The following is a 19,062-nucleotide window of genomic DNA, read 5'->3' as shown; positions in this document are numbered from 1 at the left end:
CCCCGCACGCACGCCCCTGACCCGCCGCCCTCGCCCCGGCCGGAACCCCACCGCCCCGCCTCGCCCGCGCCCGTGCTGCCCCGCAACTACGCCCGGGCGTACCACAAGGCGCACGCCGGGCGCTCGGTGGTGACCACGACCCTGCTGATCACCGCCCCGGCCGTGCTGGCCGGCGCCGCCCTCCGTCCCCGTTCGAGCTCCTCGTCCGGTTCCGCCGGGCGCCGTTCCTCGTAGGAGGTCCCCATGTCGCAATGGCTGGTGCTGGGCATCGCCATGGCCGCGGTCTGCGGCGTCGTCCTGATCATCACGGTCCTCAAGGATCGCCGGATCGCCGACGACCACGACCACGACCCGACCGAAACACCCGATGTGATCGAGTACCTGACGATGATGGTGGGGGTGGTCTACGCGATCGTGCTGGGCCTGGCCATCGCCGGCGTCTGGGAGGCCCGGAGCGCGGCCGAGGACACCGTACGGGCCGAGGCACAGGCGCTGCACGAGGTCAGCGCGCGGGCCCGGGCCTATCCCGCGCCGGTACGGGACCGGATCCGCTCGGATGTGGAGGCCTATGTCTCCTACGTCGTCCACAAGGAGTGGCCGGTCATGTCCGACCAGGGCCAACTCACCCCACAGGGAGCGGAGTTGCTGACGAAAGTCCGTGCCGACGTGACCGACTACCACCCGCGCAACGACTTCGAAGGGCAGTCCTACCAGCCGATGGTGGACCAGATCGCGGTGGCCGACGGGGCCCGCAACGCCCGGGCGGACGCGGCCGATTCGACGCTTCCGGGGGTGGTGTGGTTCGGGCTGATCACCGGCGGTGCGATCTCCGTGGGCATCATGTTCACCCTGCAGATCCGGCGGTCGGGCCGGGAGATGCTGATGGCCGGCCTCTTCAGCGCGCTGATCGCCTTCCTGCTGTTCCTGGTCTGGGACTTCGACTCGCCGTTCAGCCGCGGCATCTCCGCCAGCGCGGACCCGTTCCGGGACCTCTTCCCGCACCTTTGACCGCGCGTTGTACCGCGCCTCGTGCCGGGCCCCGGCCCTGTGGCTGACCGTACGGCGTGAGTGCTGCTCGCAGTGTCCCCCGGGCAACGCCCCCGGGGGACACTCACGCGTCGGGCTCCTGGTCGAAGAGCTCCGGCTAATCGAAGAGATCCGGCTCGCTCCGCGTGATCTGCTGGTACAGCGGCTGGTAGTTGATCCATGCGACCAGGTCGTTGCCCAGCTGCTCACGGGTGTGGACGGCGTTGTGGTGGTCGATCAGGACCGGCTTGCCGGCGGCCTTCGCGGTCAGCTGGACCTGGCAGGAGCGTTCCATCGTGATGAACCACCAGGCCGCCGCGTCCACCGAGTCGCCGACCGTCAGCAGTCCGTGGTTGCGCAGGATCACCGCCTTGTGCGGTCCGAGGGCGGCCGCGATCCGGCGGCCCTCCTCCTCGTCCACCACCACGCCCGTGTAGTCGTCGAAGAGCGCGTGGTCCTCGTAGAACGCGCAGACGTCCTGGGTGATCGGCTCCAGCAGCTCGCCGAGGGCCGACAGCGCCCGCCCGTAGGTGGAGTGGCTGTGCGCGGCCGCGACGACGTCCGGGCGGGCCTGGTGGACCTGCGAATGGATCGCGAACGCCGCCTGGTTGACGTGGTAGCGGCCCTCGACGACCTTGCCCTCGGCGTTCACGAGGATCAGATCGCTGACGGTGATGTGCTTGAAGGACATCCCGAAGGGGTTCACCCAGAAGCAGTCGGGGAACTCCGGGTCGCGCGCGGTGATGTGCCCGGCGACGCCCTCCTCGAAGCCGAAGCGCCCGAAGAGGCGCAGCGCCGCGACCAGACGCTCTTTGCGGTGACGTCGCTCGTCCTCGACGTTCTGGTGTGTCGGCGGCATGGCGAACTGCAGCTTGTCGGTGGGTATCGGCGTCGGTTCGGGCATCGCCGTTCTCCTTCTGGCATGTACCTGGCTCGTGCGGCTCGCTGCGGAAGCTACCCTCAGCTACCCCAGGTAACCAGCCCCGCGACGTGCCCGGATGGGGCCCACCGGCATGATGGGCGCACGACGTGAGGCACCGGACGGGTGCCGGCGACGGTCGCCGGACGGCGTCGGTGCGGGGGGTGAACGATGACGGCTCACAGGACGCTGTCGGTCAGCAAGGACATCGACGCGGCACCGGAGCGGCTCTTCGCCCTCCTCCGGGACCCGGCCCGGCACGCCGCGCTGGACGGCTCCGGGATGCTGCGCGGCCGCCCCGAGGGCCCGTCGCCGCTCGGCCCGGGCGACCGGTTCACCATGGGGATGGCCCAGGGCCCGGTCCCGTACCGGTCGGTGAACGTCGTGGTGGAGTACGAGCCGGACCGGCTGATCGCCTGGGAGACCTGGGGCGAGCTGCGCGGCCGCCGGCTCGTCGGCGGCCAGCGCTGGCGCTACGCCCTGACGCCCCTGGACGGTGCGGCGGACGGTCCCGCCGCCACCCGGGTCACGCACACCTACGACTGGTCCCGCGCCCGCTTCCCCCGCCTCGTGGTCGAGCTCCCGGGCTTTCCCCGGCGGATGGGCCCGGCCATGACCACGACACTGGAACGGCTGGCAGCGGCCGTACGGGAGGACGGAAACGGCTGACCGCCACCGACGACCGCACGGGAGGCGCACGGCCGACGGCCGTGGCGTGACGCGTCACGCGTCACGCATTACGCCCCTGCTCCCGCCCGTAGCCGCTCAGCAGCTCGACGCCGCGCAGCAGCGCGGAGTGGTCCAGGGCGCCGTCGCCGCGGGCCACCGCGGAGGCGATCAGCTGGGCCGCTACGGCACCGGCCGGCAGCGTGGCGCCGACGGTGCGGGCGGCGTCGGTGACGATGCCCATGTCCTTGTGGTGCAGTTCCAGCTTGAAGCCGGGGGTGAAGTCGCGGGCGAGGATCCCGTCCTTCTTGCGGGCCAGGACGGTGGAACCGGCCAGGCCGCCGCCCAGGACCTCCAGCGCGGCCCCCAGGTCGACCCCGGACTTCTCCAGGAAGACCACGGCCTCCGCCAGGGCCTGCAGATTGACCGCGACGATCAGCTGGTTGGCGGCCTTGACGGTCTGGCCGGCGCCGTGCGGTCCGCAGTGGACGACGGTCGCGCCGACCGCGTCGAAGACCGGCCGGGCCGCGTCGAAGTCGGCCCGCGCACCGCCAACCATGATCGACAGCACGCCCTCGACCGCGCCCGCCTCACCACCCGAGACGGGGGCGTCCAGCACCCGAATGCCCTTGTCGGCGGCGGCCTTCGCCAGGTCGATGGAGGTCTGCGGGGTGATCGAGGAGTGATCGATGAAGAGGGTCCCCGGACGGGCGTTCTCCAGGATGCCGTCGGGCCCGTAGGCGACGGCTTCGACCTGCGGGGACGCCGGGACCATGGTGATGACGACGTCCGCGTCCCGGACCGCTTCGGCGATCGATCCGGCCTCCTTGCCGCCCGCCGCGACCAGCGCGTCCGCCCGGCCGGGGCTGCGGTTCCAGCCGACGACGGTGTGCCCGGCCTCGGCGAGGTTCACCGCCATGGGGCTGCCCATGATGCCGAGGCCGACGAAAGCGATCGTGCTGGTGCTCATGACTGCGCCCACTTACTTCCATATAGCGGATTCAGACTGCCGTAATACGAAAGCAATCCTGCGCCGTGGGCCGCATACCGTCAACCGCTGCCGCTCAGCGCCGCTTGTTGATCGCGGTGAGATCGATGTCGATCGGAAAGGGGACGGAGACCTTGATCCGGTCGTGATAGATGCCGGTGGGCGTGTATGCCCCGGTCGCCGGGTCGAGCTCGTAGACGTAGACGACCGGGGGGATATCCCCTGCTCGAACGAAGTGGAGAGCTTGGGGAAGGAGTCTCGCCTGTGCAGTCGGCGTACCGAGCGGGAACGACAACGCCGCCGCTCTGGGCCCCTCCTCGCCGAAGGCGGGCGAGGAGGGAGTGTGAGCGACGGCGTTGCGTTGACATCAGCGGGAGATCAGAGGATCACTCCCACTCGATGGTCCCCGGCGGCTTGCTGGTCACGTCCAGGACCACGCGGTTGACGTCCGCGACCTCGTTGGTGATCCGGGTCGAAATGCGGGCCAGCACCTCATACGGCATCCGGGTCCAGTCGGCCGTCATGGCGTCCTCGGAGGAGACCGGGCGCAGCACGATCGGGTGGCCGTAGGTGCGGCCGTCGCCCTGGACGCCGACGGAGCGGACGTCGGCCAGCAGGACCACCGGGCACTGCCAGATCTCGCGGTCCAGACCGGCCGCGGTCAGCTCCTCGCGGGCGATCGCGTCGGCCTCGCGCAGCAGGTCGAGGCGCTCCTTGGTGACCTCGCCGACGATGCGGATGCCCAGGCCGGGGCCGGGGAACGGCTGGCGGTGGACGATCTCCTCGGGCAGGCCGAGCTCGGTACCGACCGCCCGGACCTCGTCCTTGAACAGCTGGCGCAGCGGCTCGACGAGCTCGAACTCGATGTCGTCGGGGAGGCCGCCCACGTTGTGGTGCGACTTGATGTTGGCGGTGCCGGTGCCGCCGCCGGACTCGACGATGTCCGGGTAGAGCGTGCCCTGAACGAGGAAGGCGACTTCCTCGCCGTCGGCGCCGGCCTCGGCGACCAGCTCGGCCTGGGCCTGCTCGAAGACGCGGATGAACTCGCGGCCGATGATCTTCCGCTTCTGCTCGGGGTCGCTGACCCCGGCCAGCGCGTCGAGGAAGCGCTCCTCGGCCTCGACGACCTTCAGCTGGACGCCGGTGGCGGCCACGAAGTCCTTCTCGACCTGCTCGGACTCGCCCTTGCGCATCAGGCCGTGGTCGACGTAGACGCAGGTCAGCTGGTCGCCGATGGCCTTCTGGACGAGGGCGGCGGCGACCGCGGAGTCCACGCCGCCGGACAGGCCGCAGATCGCCCGCTTGCTGCCGACCTGCGCGCGGATCGCGGCGACCTGCTCCTCGACCACGCTGTGGGTGGTCCAGCTCGGCTGGAGGCCCGCGCCGCGGTAGAGGAAGTGCTCCAGGACCTGCTGGCCGTGCGTGGAGTGCATGACCTCGGGGTGGTACTGGACGCCGTAGAGCTTGCGCTCGTCGTTCTCGAAGGCGGCGACCGGGACCATGTCCGTGGACGCGGTGACCCGGAAGCCCTCGGGGGCGGCGGAGCAGGCGTCGCCGTGGGACATCCAGACCGACTGCTCGGCCGGGGTGCCCTCGAAGAGGGTGGAATCGGTGCGGGAGACGGTCAGGGCGGTACGGCCGTACTCACGCGCGCCGGTGTTGTCGACGGTGCCACCGAGGGTGGTGGCCATGAGCTGGAAGCCGTAGCACATGCCGAAGACCGGGACACCGGCCTCGAACAGGGCACGGTCGAGGCTGGGGGCGTCCTCGGCATAGACCGACGACGGCCCGCCGGAGAGGATGATCGCCTTGGGGTTCTTGGCGAGCATTTCGGCCACCGGCATGGTGGACGGCACGATCTCGCTGTAGACCCGGGCCTCACGGACGCGGCGGGCGATGAGCTGGGCGTACTGTGCGCCGAAGTCGACTACGAGGACGACGTCCGGGGCAGCGGCAGGGGGCGCTGATGGCACTTCGGCGGCCTTCCGGCGGTGTGGAGCGGGGTTGGACTTTCGATTCTAACGGGCTCATACTGTGGCCCATGTTCCAGCAGCTGACCTTCGTCTTTACCTATGGCACCGGCCCGTCCGGCTGCCATGGTCGTGCTGCTTGATCCACTGACGAGCAACTTCCCAGGCGCCCCGGGCCGACAAGGTCCGGGGCGCCTGTGTCTGTCCGGATCTCGATCATCGGCTCCGGGGCCACATCCCCAGGAGATACGGACATGAGCACCTCGACCGCCGGCCCGACCACCCGTCCCACCACCGGCCCCACCCCGGCAACCTCACCCTCACCGTCGTCCGCCCCCACGCCCGATACCGGCGCCCATACGCCGGAGGCCGCCGGGCTCATCGCCGACGCCCGGCGCCGGATCGACGATCTCGACGGCCGGATCATCGGTCTCGTGCAGGAACGGATGGCCGTCTCGGCCGTCATCCAGCGCGAACGGATCACCTCCGGCGGGCGCCGGGTGAACCTCTCCCGCGAGATGGAGATCCTCGCCCACTACCGCGACCAGCTCGGCAAGCCCGGCACCGCGCTGGCGATGACCCTGCTGGAGCTGTCCCGGGGGCAGATCTGAGCCGGCCGGACCGCCTGCGATTGCCGGTGGCCGGTTTCGTGCGCCGAAGGGGTCGGTTCCGGTCGGCGGACGGCCGGTGGGCGGTCGGTTCGGGCGGGACGTGATCACCGTTGCGCCGGTGTGACGCCGGTTCCGGGCGTTGAGGGCGCAGGCGGGGCGCATGGCAAAGGAGTGTGCGCCCGGCGCAGCTGCCGGATCTGAGTTCGGTTGCCGACTCACCCGTACGGCGCGTGACCGGGCGCCGCGGGGCTTCGTTGTTCCCGGTGCCACGCCAGCCAGGCGCGGCCTGCAGGACTACGCGTAGACGCCGCCCCACGGGCGGAAGACCGGAGCGATGAGACGCCGGCCGCCTTCCGCGGTCCGCGTCGTGGGACCTCGTTCCGGTGCCGTGACCGGTCAGCAGGGGACAGCAGCCCGGTCACATCCGATGGGGTGGTCGGTCCTGGGGACGCCCGGGACCGACCGCATCCGGTCGAAACGGTTGCGCCAGGTGAGGCGTATCCAGGACGATGCTTGACGAACGACATACCGCGCCTGGTATGGACTTTTGCCGTGCTGCATGTCCGCGAACCGCGACGACCCGGCACCGGCATCGGTCCGGACCACCGCGCGCACCGCACCATCGAGCACCACGCACGACCCCTGTAAGCCAGCGGCGCTACCCCCCCCCCAGCGCCGCACCTCGGTGCCGGCGCTGCCCTGACGCCGGCACCGAAAGCCAAGGGCCCCGTGGCCGTCCGCACCCCCCTCGCGGACGGCATCCGGGGCCCTTCGCTATGGGGCCGGAAACCCTCGCCAGGGGGGCGCACGCCGGGCGCACGACCACCCTCGGCCGGTCCGTTCCGCCACTGCCCGCCGGCCCCGTCTGTGCGGCGACTGTGAGATGTCTGTGGGCCGGCTGTGCGGCGGCTGTGAACGATGTGACCGGGGTCACCGAAAGAATTCCGTTCGAGTGAGCAACCTTTTTCGGCCATGGCCGGTCATGTACGTGAAATCGCACGGCCATACCGCGCCCCCCAACGCGACGGCCAGCTATCAACTGGTGCCGACCCACGGCACATTGGACCCCGAGAGGTCTTCTCGATGAAGCTTCGCCGTGCCTTGACGGCTGCCGCTGCGACGGCCGTCATAGCCCCTGCCGCCCTGATGGCGGCCCCTGCCGCGTTCGCGACCGGCGCCGACGCCGAGACCACCGCGAGCGCCGAGCCGACGCCGGGCACCCCCGGTCAGGACCAGACCGACGACACCACGACGCAGCCGGAGACGCCGGCGGGCGGTGACGAGACCACCCCGGGCGACGAGACCAAGCCCGGCGAGGAGACCGGCGGCGAGACCGCCACCGGTGGCGAGACCGGGAACGGTGGCGAGACGGGTACCGGTGGCGAGACCGGTACCGGTGGTGAGACCGGCAACGGCGGTGCGGACGGGTCGGGCGGCCCGGGCACCCCGGGTGACGACACCAAGCCCACCAGCGACCCCAAGCCCACCACCTCGGCCAAGCCCACCGCGAAGCCGACCGGGAAGCCGACCGACGACACCTGCGCCGAGCAGTCGGACGAGACGGCGATCAGCACCGAGCTGCGCGGTCTGCCGAGCAAGGTCGTGGCCGGTTCCGGCTGGAAGAACTTCACCTTCCGCGCCACCAACACGTCCGACAAGGCGATGAAGTCGGTCGACGCGTACGTCGCGCTGGGCGCCATCAGCACCCACAACTTCGACGACGTCTCCAAGCTGCTGACCGTGCAGTGGTACGACGAGGACTCCCACTCCTGGGAGGCCATCACCGACGAGGACGGCTACTTCGCGTCCGTGGACGGTCTCAAGCCCGGTGAGTACTCCGACGCCAAGCTCCGCCTGAAGGTCGACGCCAAGACCCCGGGCAGCTACGGCTTCGCGTTCACCATCGGCGCGTACCACAACGAGGACGACGTCTGCGGCTTCTCCGACGTCGCGGAGTACGACTTCGACGTCCTGGTCGCCGGCAGCAAGCCGGGCAGCGTCCCGCCGGCCAAGGGCAAGCCGGGCAAGAACCAGCCCAACAAGCCGGCTCCGCAGGGCGACCTGAAGGAGCTCCCGGTCACCGGCAAGCTCGCCGAGACCGGTTCCTCGTCCGCGCTGCCGACCATCGCCCTCGTGGGCGGGGTCGCGATGGCCGTGGGCGCGGGTGCGCTCTTCGTCGTCCGCCGTCGCAGGACGGACGGCGCTGCGGCCGCGTAACCACGGGCCGTACACCACAGGGCCGTTGGGGAGCCGCTCCCCAACGGCCCTGTGCCGTGCTACGCCAGGGACTTCTTCGGCGGTACCGGCGGCACTGCCAGGAACGGCAGCTTCAGCGCGCCGTGGGCCTTCTCCGGGACGGCGGGGTGGACCGGTTTCACGGGGGCCAGCCGTTCGTAGGGCCGTCCCGGGGCGGGCCGCGGGTCCGCCTCGCCCTTGTTGGGCCACAGGGACATCGCGCGCTCGGCCTGTGCGGTGATGGTCAGCGACGGATTGACACCCAGGTTCGCGGAGACCGCGGCGCCGTCGACGACGGAGATGCCGGGGTGCCCGTACAGCCGGTGGTACGGGTCGATGACGCCGGTCGCGGCCGAATCGCCGATCGGGCAGCCGCCGAGGAAGTGGGCGGTGAGCGGGGTGCCCATCAGCTCGCCGACGTTGGAGCCGGCGAAGCCGTTGATCTCCTCGGCGAGCAGGGTCGCCGCCCGCGTGGCCTCGGGGATCTGGTTCGGGTTGGGGGCGCCGTGGCCCTGGCGGGCGGTGAGCAGGCCCTTGCCGAGACCGCTCGGCTTCCGATACGTGGTCAGGGAGTTGTCCAGGGACTGCATGACCAGGCCGATGATGGTCCGCTCCGACCACCGCCGGTTGGAGAGCGCGCGGAGGGCGAGCCAGGGGTGGCGGGCCATGTTGGCCAGCCAGCCCCGCACCCGCCCCGCCGGGCGGTACGGCACCTGGAGGATCGTCAGCCCACCCATCGAATTGGAGCCCTTGCCGTACCTGACCGGTTCGATGTGGGTGTTCTCGTCGGGGTGGATCGACGAGGTGATCGCGACGCCCTTGGTGAAGTCGGCCCGCTCCGCGCCGTGCCGCTTGCGGTAGCGGCGGTCGTCGGTCTGGGCGCCCACCAGCGCCTCGGAGTTGGTGCGGGTGAGTGCGCCGAGGCGGCCGGAGACGTACGGGAGCAGCCCGCTGTCCTTCATGCGGTGCAGCAGCGTCTGCGTGCCGTACGTGCCGGCGGCGAGGACCACGCGGCGGGCGGTGAACGTCCTGCCCTCGCCCTTCCTCTTGTCGTCCGTCGGCAGCGTCCGGACGGCGAAGCCGCCCCGGGAGTCCTCGGTGAGCGCGACGACGGACGTCATCGGGTGGATCACCGCACCGGCCTTCTCGGCCAGGTAGAGGTAGTTCTCGTTGAGGGTGTTCTTCGCGCCGTGCCGGCAGCCGGTCATGCACTCGCCGCATTCGGTGCACGCCCTACGGGCCGGTCCGGCGCCGCCGAAGTACGGGTCCGGCACCTCCTCGCCCGGCTTCGCCCGCGCCGTGCCGTCGGAGTCCTCGCCGTCCCCGAAGAACACTCCGACCGGCGCCATGTGGAAGGACTCCCCGACGCCCATCGCCTCCGCGGTCGCCTTCAGGTGGACGTCGGACGGCGTCATCGTCGGGTTGAGCCGCACCCCCAGCATCCGCCGGGCCTGGTCGTAGTACGGCTTCAGCTCCTCCTGCCAGTCGGTGATGTCCTTCCACTGCGGGTCGTCGAAGAACGGCTTCGGCGGGACGTAGAGGGTGTTGGCGTAGTTCAGCGAACCGCCGCCCACGCCGGCGCCGGCCAGCACCATGACGTTGCCGAGGAGGTGGATGCGCTGAATGCCGTAGAGGCCGAGGGCCGGCGCCCACAGGTAGTTCCTGAGGTCCCAGGAGTTCTTCGGCAGCGTCTCGCGGGTGAAGCGGCGGCCGGCCTCCAGGACGCCGACCCGGTAGCCCTTCTCGGTCAGGCGCAGGGCGGAGACCGACCCCCCGAAACCGGAGCCGATGACGAGGACGTCGTAGTCGTAGCCGTCGGTCCGGGTGCCGTCCGGGTCCTGGCTCTGGGCAGAGTTCTCCTGGGGCACTGGCTCTCCCTGCTGTTCGGGGCGGAGGGGCTGGGCTGCCGTGGGGGTCGTTACCTCAGCCGGAACGCCTTCATCGCGCGCAGGCTGCGGGTCATGAACCGGGCGTACTTCTCATCGGTCATCCCGAAGGCCGGCGCGAGCGGCATCACCCGCTGGTGGGCGACGGTCTGCGCCTCGGTGTACTTGAGGATGCCCTCGGAGCCGTGCCGGCGGCCCAGGCCGGAGTCGCCCATTCCGCCCATCGGCGACTGCACGCTGCCGTAGCCGGCCGCGTACGACTCGTTGACGTTGACCGTGCCCGTGCGCAGCCGGGCGGCGAGGGCCCGGCCGCGTCGGCCGTCCTTGGTCCAGACGCTGGAGTTCAGGCCGTACGGCGTGGCGTTGGCGAGCGCCACGGCCTCGTCCTCGTCGCGGAAGCGGTAGACGGAGACGACCGGTCCGAAGGTCTCCTCGTCGCAGACGGCCATCGGGGCCTGGACGCCGTCGAGGATGGTCGGTTCGTGGAAGAAGGGGCCGATGTCGGGGCGCGCGCGGCCGCCGGCGACCAGCTCGGCGCCCTTGGCGACGGCGTCCTCGACGTGCCGGACGACGGCCTGGAGCTGGCGCTCACCGGCCAGCGAGCCCATGTCGGCGCCGTAGGCGAGGGCGTTGCCGAGCCGCATGGCCTTCGTGCGGGCGGCGAAGCGCGCGAGGAAGTCGTCGGCGACGGATTCGTGGACGTAGAGCCGCTCGATGGAGATGCACAGCTGGCCGGCGGAGGAGAAGCAGCCGCGGACCGCGCCCGCCGCGGCCTTGTCCAGGTCGGCGTCGCGGAGCACCAGCATGGCGTTCTTGCCGCCGAGTTCGAGGGAGACCCCGACCAGGCGGGCGGCGGCGCCCTGAGCGACCTCGCGGCCGGTGCGGGTCGAGCCGGTGAAGGAGACGTAGTCGGCGTGCTTGACGACCTCGGGGCCGATGACCGGGCCCTCGCCGATCACGACCTGCCAGACGTCCTCCGGCAGCCCGGCCTCGATGAGCTGCTCGCGGGCCCACAGCGCGGTGAGCGCGGTCTCGGTGTCGGGCTTCATCACCACGGCGTTGCCCGCGACGAAGGCCGGCAGGGCGTCGCCTATGGAGAGCTCGAAGGGGTAGTTCCAGGGGGCGATCTGCCCGACGACGCCGCGGGGGTGGCGGAGTTCGGTGACCTTGGTGAGGGTCGGGACGACACCGGTGTGGCGCTTGGGGGCGAGGTAGGCGGGGGCCTTGCGGCCGTAGTGGCGGGCGGCGACGGCGACCGCCTGCACCTCCTCGTGGGCGTGCAGCCGGGCCTTGCCGGTCTCCAGCTGGATCAGGTCGAGCACCTCGGCCTGGCGGCGCAGGACGAGGTCGTGGAAGCGCAGCAGGACCGCGGCGCGCTGCCGGACCGGGACCCTGGCCCAGCGCTCCTGCGCGGCCCGGGCCCGTTCGAAGGCGGTGGCGACGTCCTCGGGGGTGGATTCCGGCAGATCGGCCAGCTTCTCGCCGGTGAACGGCGAGTGGTTGGCCGTACGGCCACTGCCGACCACGCCGCGGGTGAGCCGGGCGGCGATCTCGGGGGTGACCACGTCGGCGGCGGTGCGGCTGCCCGCAGGGGCGGGCGCGACCGGATTGCCGTCGGTCGGCGCTGCGGGGGCCTCGGCGGGCGCGGGGGCCTCAGGGGCCTCGGCGGCCTCGGCGGCGGTGGAGGCAGCTGTTCCGGTGTCCTGCGAGTCCGTCATGTCGGCGAGGGTATTCCTCCCCGGACGCTTTGTGTACCCGGCAGTAACGGGTTTTCACCGGCCGCCCACAATCGCGCCAGCATCCGCTGGCCGTAAGGGCTCTGGTCAGCGACGACCGCGGGTCCGACGGCCCCGGGACGGACCTTCGGCCGTCACGTCCCGGTCAGCCGGAAGGCGTCGAGGGCGGTGTCGAAGTGACGTTTGGCCTCGGTGCGCGAGCCGACCGGCGAGGAGATCCACACGTCGATCATCCGGCCGTTCTCGTCCCAGCTGAGGTCGTAGGTGTAGCGCGAGCCGCCGTCCGCCGCACTGCCGTCCCAGACGAACTCCCAGAGTCCCGCCTGGAGTCCGTTGTGGGTGGTCTCGGTGACCTGGCCCGACCGGTAACCGCGGTAGTTCGCCGGGCCCTCGGCGTCCGCGGTGCGCATCGCGCCGATCGGCCCCTCCGGCACCCGCTTCTGCAGCTGGACGCCGATCCGGAACCGCCGGCCCTGCGAGGAGTAGTAGACCCGGTCGTGCTCGTAGGAGCGGGTGAAGCCGACCGGTACGGCGAGCGCGAAGCCGACCGGATCCCGCACGAGGCGGTAGCCGTCCGGGACCCCTCCGGTGGCGCCCGGGGAGGGTGCGGAGGTGACGGTGACCGTGGGGCGGGGCGCGCCGGGCCGGGCGTCCTTCGTCGGGCCGGTGTGCGAGGCCTGCTGGGAGTGGCCGGGGTGGCCGCCCCGGCCGGCGGCCTCGTCGGTGCCGTCCTGCCGCATCAGCAGGGCCGTGATGCCGGCGCCGGCGCCGGCGATCACCACGACGGCGAGCGCGATCAGCAGCGCCGTACGGGTCCGGCCGGTGTGCGGGCGGGCCGCCGCGGCCAGCGCCCGCTCGTCGAGGGCGTCGCGGATCGGCGCTCCCGGGGCCCGCCCGCCGGGACGCCCGCTGCCGGGGCCGCCGGAGGCGTGGCCCAGGGGCGCGGGGGCGGCGGCCAGGGGCTCCTCGGCGGGCGGATGGCCACCGAGCACTGGATCGCCGGGCAGCGGCGCACCGGGCGGCCCGCTGACGGGGCGGCCGTGCGGCGGAGTGGGGGTACCGGGGCCGCCCGGCGCACCGAGGGGCGGGGTGCCGGGAAACGGCGTACCGGGGACCTGCGGGCCCGGAAACGGCGTCCCGGGGACTGCCTGTGCGCCCTGGGCCGCTGGTGTGCCGGGGACGGCCGGGCCGGCCGGGTCGCGCTCCGGGGCGCGGCCCGAGTGGAGGTAGCCGCGCAGCAGCGCTTCCGTCTCCGTCAGCCCCATCCGGCGGTCCGGGTCGCGCTCCAGCAGGCCGCCGAGCACGGCCCGCAACGGCCGGGCGGACTCGGGGAGTTCGATCTCGTCGTAGACGACGGCGTGCAACACCCCGCCCAGCGAGTCGCGGCGGAACGGCGATTCCCCGTTGAGCGCGGCGCACAGCAGCACGCCCAGCGACCAGAGGTCGGCCTCGGGGCCGGTCTGCCGGCCGGCCATCCGCTCCGGGGCGGTGTACTCCGGCGAACCGACAAAACCACCGGCGTCGGTCAGCGTGGTGACGCCGGGCACCTGGGCGATGCCGAAGTCCGTGAGCACGACCCGGCCGGTGCCGGACTCCATCAGGACGTTGGCCGGTTTGAGGTCGCGGTGCAGCACTCCACGGGCGTGCGCGGCGCGCAGCGCGCCCAGCAGGGCCACGCCGATCCGGGCCGCCTCGCGCGGCGCGACCGGGCCGCCGCTCTGCAGCCGGTCGGCCAGCGACAGGCCCTCCACCAGCTCCATCACGATCCACGGCCGGCCGTCCTGCTCGACGACGTCATGCACGACGATCACGTTCGGGTGCTTGATCCCGGCGACCGTGCGCGCCTCGCGCATCGCCCGCTCGCGCTGCACCCGCGCCTCGGGTTCGGCGGTCGCCTCGTCCAAGTGCAGTTCCTTGACGGCCACTTGGCGGCCCAGCAGTTCGTCGGTGGCCCGCCAGACCGTGCCCATGCCGCCGCGGCCCAGCCGTATACCCAGACGGTACCGACCGCCGATCAGCCGGCCCTCGCCCCCGAAGATCCCCATACCCCCTTATCTTGCCGCACCGCCCCCCGCCCGGCGGGAGCGGCTCCCCACCGCGGCGACGGCATCCCCTCGCCCCGCCGCTGACCTGCACCGACGGCCCGTGGGGCCGGCTCGCGGGTGGTCGACGCAGCGCACCGGCATGATCAACTGCCCTCGCGGGAACAGTCGTTGCGCGCATCGCGGCAGTCGTTGACCCCTGCCGGTTCCGGCGTCGTCCACGGCCTCCGGAGCCGGGCGGCCGGCCGGACCGGTGTGCTCGCGCGGGCGAGGTGCTCACCGCGGGCCGAACTCCCCCGGACCCGCGACCGGCAGTCCTCCGGCGCGTCCCGCGGCATGCGGTCCGCGACCCGCCGGGGCATCCGGACTTCGTCGCGGCGACCGCACGACAAGTGCGCTGAACACACCAACCGGCCCGCACGACACACGGGGTGGAACCTCCACCGGCTCTCCCACCGTCCTTGACACAGTGAGGCTGCCGTACGGGAACGGCCGGTACGGCGGCTGCGGCACGCGGAGCGGGGGTCGGTCAGCATGATGCAGGACGGCGGAACGGTGGACGTCCGACCGGGCACCGACCCCGGCCGCGCCGCCCCCGAGCACAGCGGCGCCTACCTCGCCACCGCACTGTGCCTGGCGCTCTACGGCGGCACGCTCGCTGCCTGGACCGTCTACGGCATCGTCCAGTCGGACGGCACCCTGGGCGACTTCCTGGAGGGGCTGTTCAACCCGGGCGCCTCCCCCGTCCTGCAGATCCTCGGTCCCTACGAGTGGTCCCTCACGGTGGTGTTCCTCGTGGTCGCGGGCCTGGCGCTGGCCCAGCGGCGGGTGGCCCGCTCCGCGGCGCTGCTCTCCGGCTTCCTGCTGCTCGCTCTGTCGCTGCGGGAAGGCGTGGGCCTCTTCGACACCGCCTACCGCGACCAGTACCGCGACGACCCGCTGGGCGGCTGGACGCTGGCCACCCGCGGGCTGGGGCTGGTGGTGGCGCTGGTCGTACTGGCCGTGATGTTCCCCGCCACGGACCGGCGCAGGGCCGGAGCGGGACCGCGGGCCGCTGACCCGGACCCCGCGTGGCGCCGCCCGTCGCGGGTCTGCGGGGTGCTGTTCCTGCTGATGGGCCTGGCGCGACTGGGCTGGACCGGGCGCGATCTGACGGCCGGCGGGACGGACGTGGTGCGCTATCTGCGCGGGGTGGTGGACGGGTCGGTGCACGGCACGCTCGACCTGGAGTCGTCCATCGAGTTCACCACCGTCGGCTCGGTGGCCGTGCTGCTGGTCCTCGGGGTGCTGGCCTTCCGGGGACGGCACGACGTACGGGGCGCGCTGCTGGTGTTCGCGGCGGTCGAGCTGTATCTGACCGTGCGGACGGTGGTGTGGCTGACCGTCACGGACTTCTTCAACCGGTCCTTCGAGACCACCGAGGGCGCGCTGTCGATGGCGACCACGGCGTACGGCTTAGCGGCGATGACGTCGGTGGTGGTGCTGGCGACCGGCCGCGGCTTCGGGCCGTACGGCGGGCTGCGGGCGGAGGGACTCCGGGCGGCGGGGGCGGGACGCCCGTAGGGGTTCCGGCGTCGGGAGTTCGCCGTAGTTCCCGCGTGGTCCCCTGTAGTTCCCGCGTAGTCCCCCGTAGTTCCCCGTGGCGAAGGGTGCCCGTAAGGGGCATGAGGGGCGCAGGAGCTTCGTCAGCGGCGTGCGGAGCGTCAGGGGCGTTGGGCGGGTTCCGGCGGTGCGGGGGAGATCCCCCTCCGAACCGCCCCCGCCACGCCATGCAGCGGCCGCCGCGTGTGGGGGTCGCGGCGGCCGCCGATGTGAACTGCAACGCGTCCTGGGCTTGTGGCCTCTTCAGTGGTGCAGCATGTGGACCACTCTGCCCGTGAGGCGGCCCGCATGGCATCCTCCCGAGGTCCCGGGCTCACCCCCGCCGCTCGGCGGGGGTCCGGGTCCGTCGCAGGGCGGGGACCGGGACAGAGGTACGGAGTCGCGCAGCGCCGGGCGGTTCCGCGGGCTCGGAAACGGGTGTGAACCAGCAGAAGGCAGAAAGGGGCGGCCGGTGATCCGTGTCGCTGTGGTGGACGACGAACGGCTGGTCAGATCCGGACTCCGGATGATCCTGGGGACCGCCCCGGACATCGAGATGGTCGCGGACTGCGGCGGCGCCGAGGCCGTGGAGACCGTGCTGCGCTGCGCGGCCGAGGTGGTGCTGCTCGACATCCGGATGCCGGACGTGGACGGGCTGACCGTGCTGCGGCAGTTGCGCGCCGCGCCCGAGCCGCCGGCGGTGGCGATGCTGACCACCTTCGACGCCCAGGAGTACCTGACCGCGGCGCTGCGCGAGGGCGCGGCCGGCTTCCTGCTGAAGGACTCGGATCCCGAGCAGTTGGTGCGGGCCGTACGGACACTGGCGGCGGGCGGCAGCGTGCTGGACCCGGGCGTGACCCGGGCCGTGATCGGCGGCTATCTGACGGCCGAGGACCAGGCGGCGGCCGCCCGGGCGGTCAGCGGGCTGACACCGCGGGAGTCGCAGGTGCTCTCGCTGCTCGGCGAGGGGCTGGGCAACGCCCAGATAGCCGGGCGGATGGGACTGGCGCCCAGTACGGTCAAGGACCATGTCCGCGCCGTCCTGAGCAAATTGGGGGGCATCAACCGCATCCAGGCGGCCATCGTCGCCGACCGTGCGGGCCTGGTGTCCGGGGCCCCCCGGGGGGCGTGGTGAGTGCCGGCGGCGGGCGGCCGCTCGCCCGCGGGGCGGCCCGGTGGCGGGCGTTCGCGGCCGGGAGGTGGGGGCGGCGGCTGCGCCGGATCGCGCCCGTGGTCGTGCCGGTGCTGCTGGCGATCGCCGACGCGGTGCTGGTCAACGGCCTGGAACTCGCCCTGGAGCTGGGCGTTTCGGTGGTCGCCGCGACCGCCCTGCTGCTGCGCCGGCGCTTTCCGCTGCTGGTCTTCCTCGTGACGCTGCCCGGCCTGTACATCGGCTACATCTGGTTCGCGCCGATGATCGGGCTCTACACCCTGGCGGCCCGGCGCCCCGGCCGGCGGCGGCTGGGGATCTGCGCGGTGCTGCTGATCGCCGCGCACTTCCTGCCGTACCCGATCTCCGACTTCGAACTCACCGCGTACCGCGAGAACACGCTGGTGCTCATCGACGCCTGCGTCACCTCGGCCGCGCCGATCGCGCTGGGCCTGCTGGTGCGCACCCGCCGCGAACTCGCCTCCCGCGTCGAGGACCTGACCCGCAGCCTGCGCCGCGAGGACCGGCTGCTCGCGGACCGGGTCAAGACCACCGAACGCGCCCGGCTGGCCCGGGAGATGCACGACGTGGTGGCCCACCAGGTCAGCCTGATCAGCCTGCAGGCGGGTGCCGTGCAGGTCAGTACGGAGGACGAGGCGGCGCGGGCCGGCGCCCGGACGATCCGTGAACTGTCCGTGCGGACACTGGAGGAGCTGCGGCACATGGTGGGGGTGCTGCGGGCGGACGGCGGGGACGGCGGCGAGGCGAGCGGACTGGCGCCGCAGCCCGACTTGGAGGAGCTGCCGCGGCTGATCGAGATGAGCGCGCTGGACGTGACGTACGAGCGCGGGGTGGTGGCCGGTACGGGCGGCGCGAAGACGGTCGAGCGGGCGGCCTTCCGCACGGTCCAGGAGGCGCTCACCAACGTCCGCAAGCACGCGCCCGGGGCGCGGGTGCAGGTCCGGGTCGATCCGGCGGACGAGGTCTGCGGGGAGGCCGGGCCGGGACTGCGGGTGGAGATCCGCAACGGGCCGCCGGACGCGACGGCGACCGCACCGGTCCTGCCCGGCGGCGGGCACGGCCTGGTGGGGCTGCGCGAGCGCGCCCAGAGCCTGGGCGGAACGCTGGAGGCGCGGCACACTTCCGACGGCGGCTTCGTGGTACGGGCGGAATTCCCGTACGGGGCGGGGTGAACGGGGGAGCGCTGGAGGCGCGAGGGGCTGAAGGCGCGAAAGGCTGAAGGCGCGAAGGGCTGAAAGTGGGAAGGGCTGAAAGTGGGAAGGGTGGCGACCGGGCGCGCCGGGTGGTGACCGGGCGGGCCGGCGGGCGGCGCCGTTTCGTCCCCTCGGACGCTTTCGGGGTGGGGGCTTCGGGGCCGAGGCTCGGGCTGGCGTCTCAGGCGGAGAGCGGTGCGGCGGCCTCGTCGACGGCGGTGGACAGGTCCGGGTAGACCTCGAAGAGCCGGCGGACGCCGAGTGCGGCCAGCACCCGGTTGACGTGCGAGCCGTCGACGGCGCCCTGGGCGGGAAGGATCAGCCGCAGCCGGCCCTGGCACGAGCGCATCAGCCGGCGGGCGGCGATCAGCACGCCGACCCCGCTGGAATCGCAGAAACGGACCTCGGAGAGATCGAGCACGAGGGATCTGCGACCGTCGGCCACCGCATCGTGCACGTGCTGGCGCACCGCAGGAGACGTGACCAGGTCCATCTCACCCGAAACCTGGAGTACGGCCCAGGGGCCCTGTGCGTCCTCTGCCACCTTCAACGACACGCGCTCGAAGCCTTTCGCTCGCTTTCGGACCGGATGCGCCCGGTTACATCCGGAACTCATCCTTCCCCGGCTCGACTGCCCGGCCTCGGTGTCCTGAAACTCATCCTGGTTCCCGGCGGTAGCCGTGGGACGTAACAGGCCGTTCACGCCCAAGGCTATGCCCCAGGGGCGGCAACTTTCCGCCCACCTCTGGTCACACCCGGATAACACATCGCCTCATACGCGCACGAACGATCAGCAACGGGCACCTTCCAGCGCCCCACTACCGCTCCCGGGCGCCTTCCGAGCGCCTTCCCAGCGTTTTCCGGGGCCGCTTCTCGCCGGGGCCCGGGCCGTCAGCCCCTTACCACCCGCATCCCCCGCAAGGTTCGATTTGCCGCAAAGGAGCGTGTGTTGTCAGACCCGCGCATTACATTCGAGGCACGGAGGTTTCCGTGATCGTGCCCACCGTTCCGGGCATGAAGGTGTACAGATGCGCTGGA

General features: G+C 72.3%; 14 protein-coding genes and 2 pseudogenes. 8 read left to right on the top strand and 8 right to left on the bottom strand.

Annotated features, from left to right (window positions below; translation table 11 throughout):
* A pseudogene (locus IG62_RS48050) lies at positions 1 to 234 on the top strand (hypothetical protein); the annotation flags it as partial.
* Between the two features lie 9 nt (positions 235 to 243).
* Positions 244 to 1,008 (top strand): DUF4239 domain-containing protein, encoded by a 765-nt coding sequence (locus IG62_RS0134495; RefSeq protein WP_030812800.1) that lies wholly within the window; start codon positions 244 to 246, stop codon positions 1,006 to 1,008.
* 136 nt (positions 1,009 to 1,144) lie between these two features.
* On the opposite strand, the gene IG62_RS0134490 is transcribed toward IG62_RS0134495, so the two are convergent.
* Positions 1,145 to 1,990, bottom strand: coding sequence for a class II aldolase/adducin family protein (locus IG62_RS0134490; protein WP_267887932.1), 846 nt, complete (start codon positions 1,988 to 1,990; stop codon positions 1,145 to 1,147).
* A 126-nt stretch (positions 1,991 to 2,116) separates the two neighbouring features.
* Here IG62_RS0134490 and IG62_RS0134485 point away from each other — a divergent pair, with 126 nt between their 5' ends.
* Positions 2,117 to 2,614, top strand: a complete 498-nt coding sequence (locus tag IG62_RS0134485) for an SRPBCC family protein (protein WP_030812794.1) — start codon at positions 2,117 to 2,119, stop codon at positions 2,612 to 2,614.
* Between the two features lie 61 nt (positions 2,615 to 2,675).
* Here IG62_RS0134485 and IG62_RS0134480 read toward each other — a convergent pair whose 3' ends face one another.
* The 3 genes and pseudogenes from IG62_RS0134480 to guaA all read right to left on the bottom strand — a co-directional run bounded on the left by IG62_RS0134480 (position 2,676) and on the right by guaA (position 5,572).
* Positions 2,676 to 3,581, bottom strand: a complete 906-nt coding sequence (locus IG62_RS0134480) for a 2-hydroxy-3-oxopropionate reductase (protein WP_030812790.1) — start codon at positions 3,579 to 3,581, stop codon at positions 2,676 to 2,678.
* A 94-nt stretch (positions 3,582 to 3,675) separates the two neighbouring features.
* Positions 3,676 to 3,810 (bottom strand): annotated as a pseudogene (locus tag IG62_RS47495) (Uma2 family endonuclease); the annotation flags it as partial.
* Between the two features lie 175 nt (positions 3,811 to 3,985).
* Positions 3,986 to 5,572 carry a glutamine-hydrolyzing GMP synthase gene (gene guaA / locus IG62_RS0134470; protein ID WP_030812787.1) on the bottom strand — a complete coding sequence of 529 codons (1,587 nt, stop codon included), beginning with the start codon at positions 5,570 to 5,572 and terminating at the stop codon, positions 3,986 to 3,988.
* A gap of 251 nt (positions 5,573 to 5,823) precedes the next feature.
* Here guaA and IG62_RS0134465 point away from each other — a divergent pair, with 251 nt between their 5' ends.
* Both IG62_RS0134465 and IG62_RS0134455 read left to right on the top strand, forming a co-directional pair.
* A complete protein-coding gene (locus tag IG62_RS0134465; protein WP_030812785.1) occupies positions 5,824 to 6,180 on the top strand; it encodes a chorismate mutase in 357 nt (118 codons plus the stop codon).
* A 1,083-nt stretch (positions 6,181 to 7,263) separates the two neighbouring features.
* Positions 7,264 to 8,397 carry an LAETG motif-containing sortase-dependent surface protein gene (locus IG62_RS0134455; RefSeq protein WP_030812782.1) on the top strand — a complete coding sequence of 378 codons (1,134 nt, stop codon included), beginning with the start codon at positions 7,264 to 7,266 and terminating at the stop codon, positions 8,395 to 8,397.
* Between the two features lie 59 nt (positions 8,398 to 8,456).
* Here IG62_RS0134455 and IG62_RS0134450 read toward each other — a convergent pair whose 3' ends face one another.
* The 3 genes from IG62_RS0134450 to IG62_RS0134440 form a co-directional block, all read right to left on the bottom strand.
* A complete protein-coding gene (locus tag IG62_RS0134450) occupies positions 8,457 to 10,283 on the bottom strand; it encodes a GMC oxidoreductase (protein WP_030812780.1) in 1,827 nt (608 codons plus the stop codon).
* A gap of 50 nt (positions 10,284 to 10,333) precedes the next feature.
* Complete coding sequence (locus tag IG62_RS0134445) at positions 10,334 to 12,019, bottom strand: succinic semialdehyde dehydrogenase (RefSeq protein ID WP_030812776.1); 1,686 nt, start codon at positions 12,017 to 12,019, stop codon at positions 10,334 to 10,336.
* A gap of 152 nt (positions 12,020 to 12,171) precedes the next feature.
* Positions 12,172 to 14,082 (bottom strand): serine/threonine-protein kinase, encoded by a 1,911-nt coding sequence (locus tag IG62_RS0134440; RefSeq protein WP_030812772.1) that lies wholly within the window; start codon positions 14,080 to 14,082, stop codon positions 12,172 to 12,174.
* A 552-nt stretch (positions 14,083 to 14,634) separates the two neighbouring features.
* On the opposite strand from IG62_RS0134440, the gene IG62_RS0134435 reads away from it, so the two are divergent.
* From IG62_RS0134435 to IG62_RS0134425, 3 genes are all read left to right on the top strand, one after another.
* A complete protein-coding gene (locus IG62_RS0134435) occupies positions 14,635 to 15,642 on the top strand; it encodes a hypothetical protein (protein WP_234326864.1) in 1,008 nt (335 codons plus the stop codon).
* Between the two features lie 490 nt (positions 15,643 to 16,132).
* Complete coding sequence (locus IG62_RS0134430) at positions 16,133 to 16,795, top strand: response regulator (RefSeq protein ID WP_030812766.1); 663 nt, start codon at positions 16,133 to 16,135, stop codon at positions 16,793 to 16,795.
* On the top strand, positions 16,792 to 18,003 hold the full coding sequence (locus IG62_RS0134425) for a sensor histidine kinase (protein ID WP_420711148.1): 1,212 nt from the start codon (positions 16,792 to 16,794) through the stop codon (positions 18,001 to 18,003). The genes IG62_RS0134430 and IG62_RS0134425 overlap by 4 nt, the downstream gene beginning before the upstream one ends.
* Positions 18,004 to 18,205: 202 nt before the next feature.
* Here the strand turns inward: IG62_RS0134425 and IG62_RS0134420 are convergent, their stop codons facing one another.
* Positions 18,206 to 18,640 carry an STAS domain-containing protein gene (locus tag IG62_RS0134420; protein WP_236680199.1) on the bottom strand — a complete coding sequence of 145 codons (435 nt, stop codon included), beginning with the start codon at positions 18,638 to 18,640 and terminating at the stop codon, positions 18,206 to 18,208.
* Between the last annotated feature and the right edge of the window lie 422 nt (positions 18,641 to 19,062).

The sequence above is a fragment of the Streptomyces sp. NRRL S-337 genome (assembly GCF_000720175.1).
GTDB classification, from domain to species: Bacteria; Actinomycetota; Actinomycetes; order Streptomycetales; family Streptomycetaceae; genus Streptomyces; species Streptomyces siderophoricus.
The sequence above is the reverse complement of the archived record's forward strand: the minus strand, read 5'-3'. Positions and strand labels throughout refer to the sequence as shown.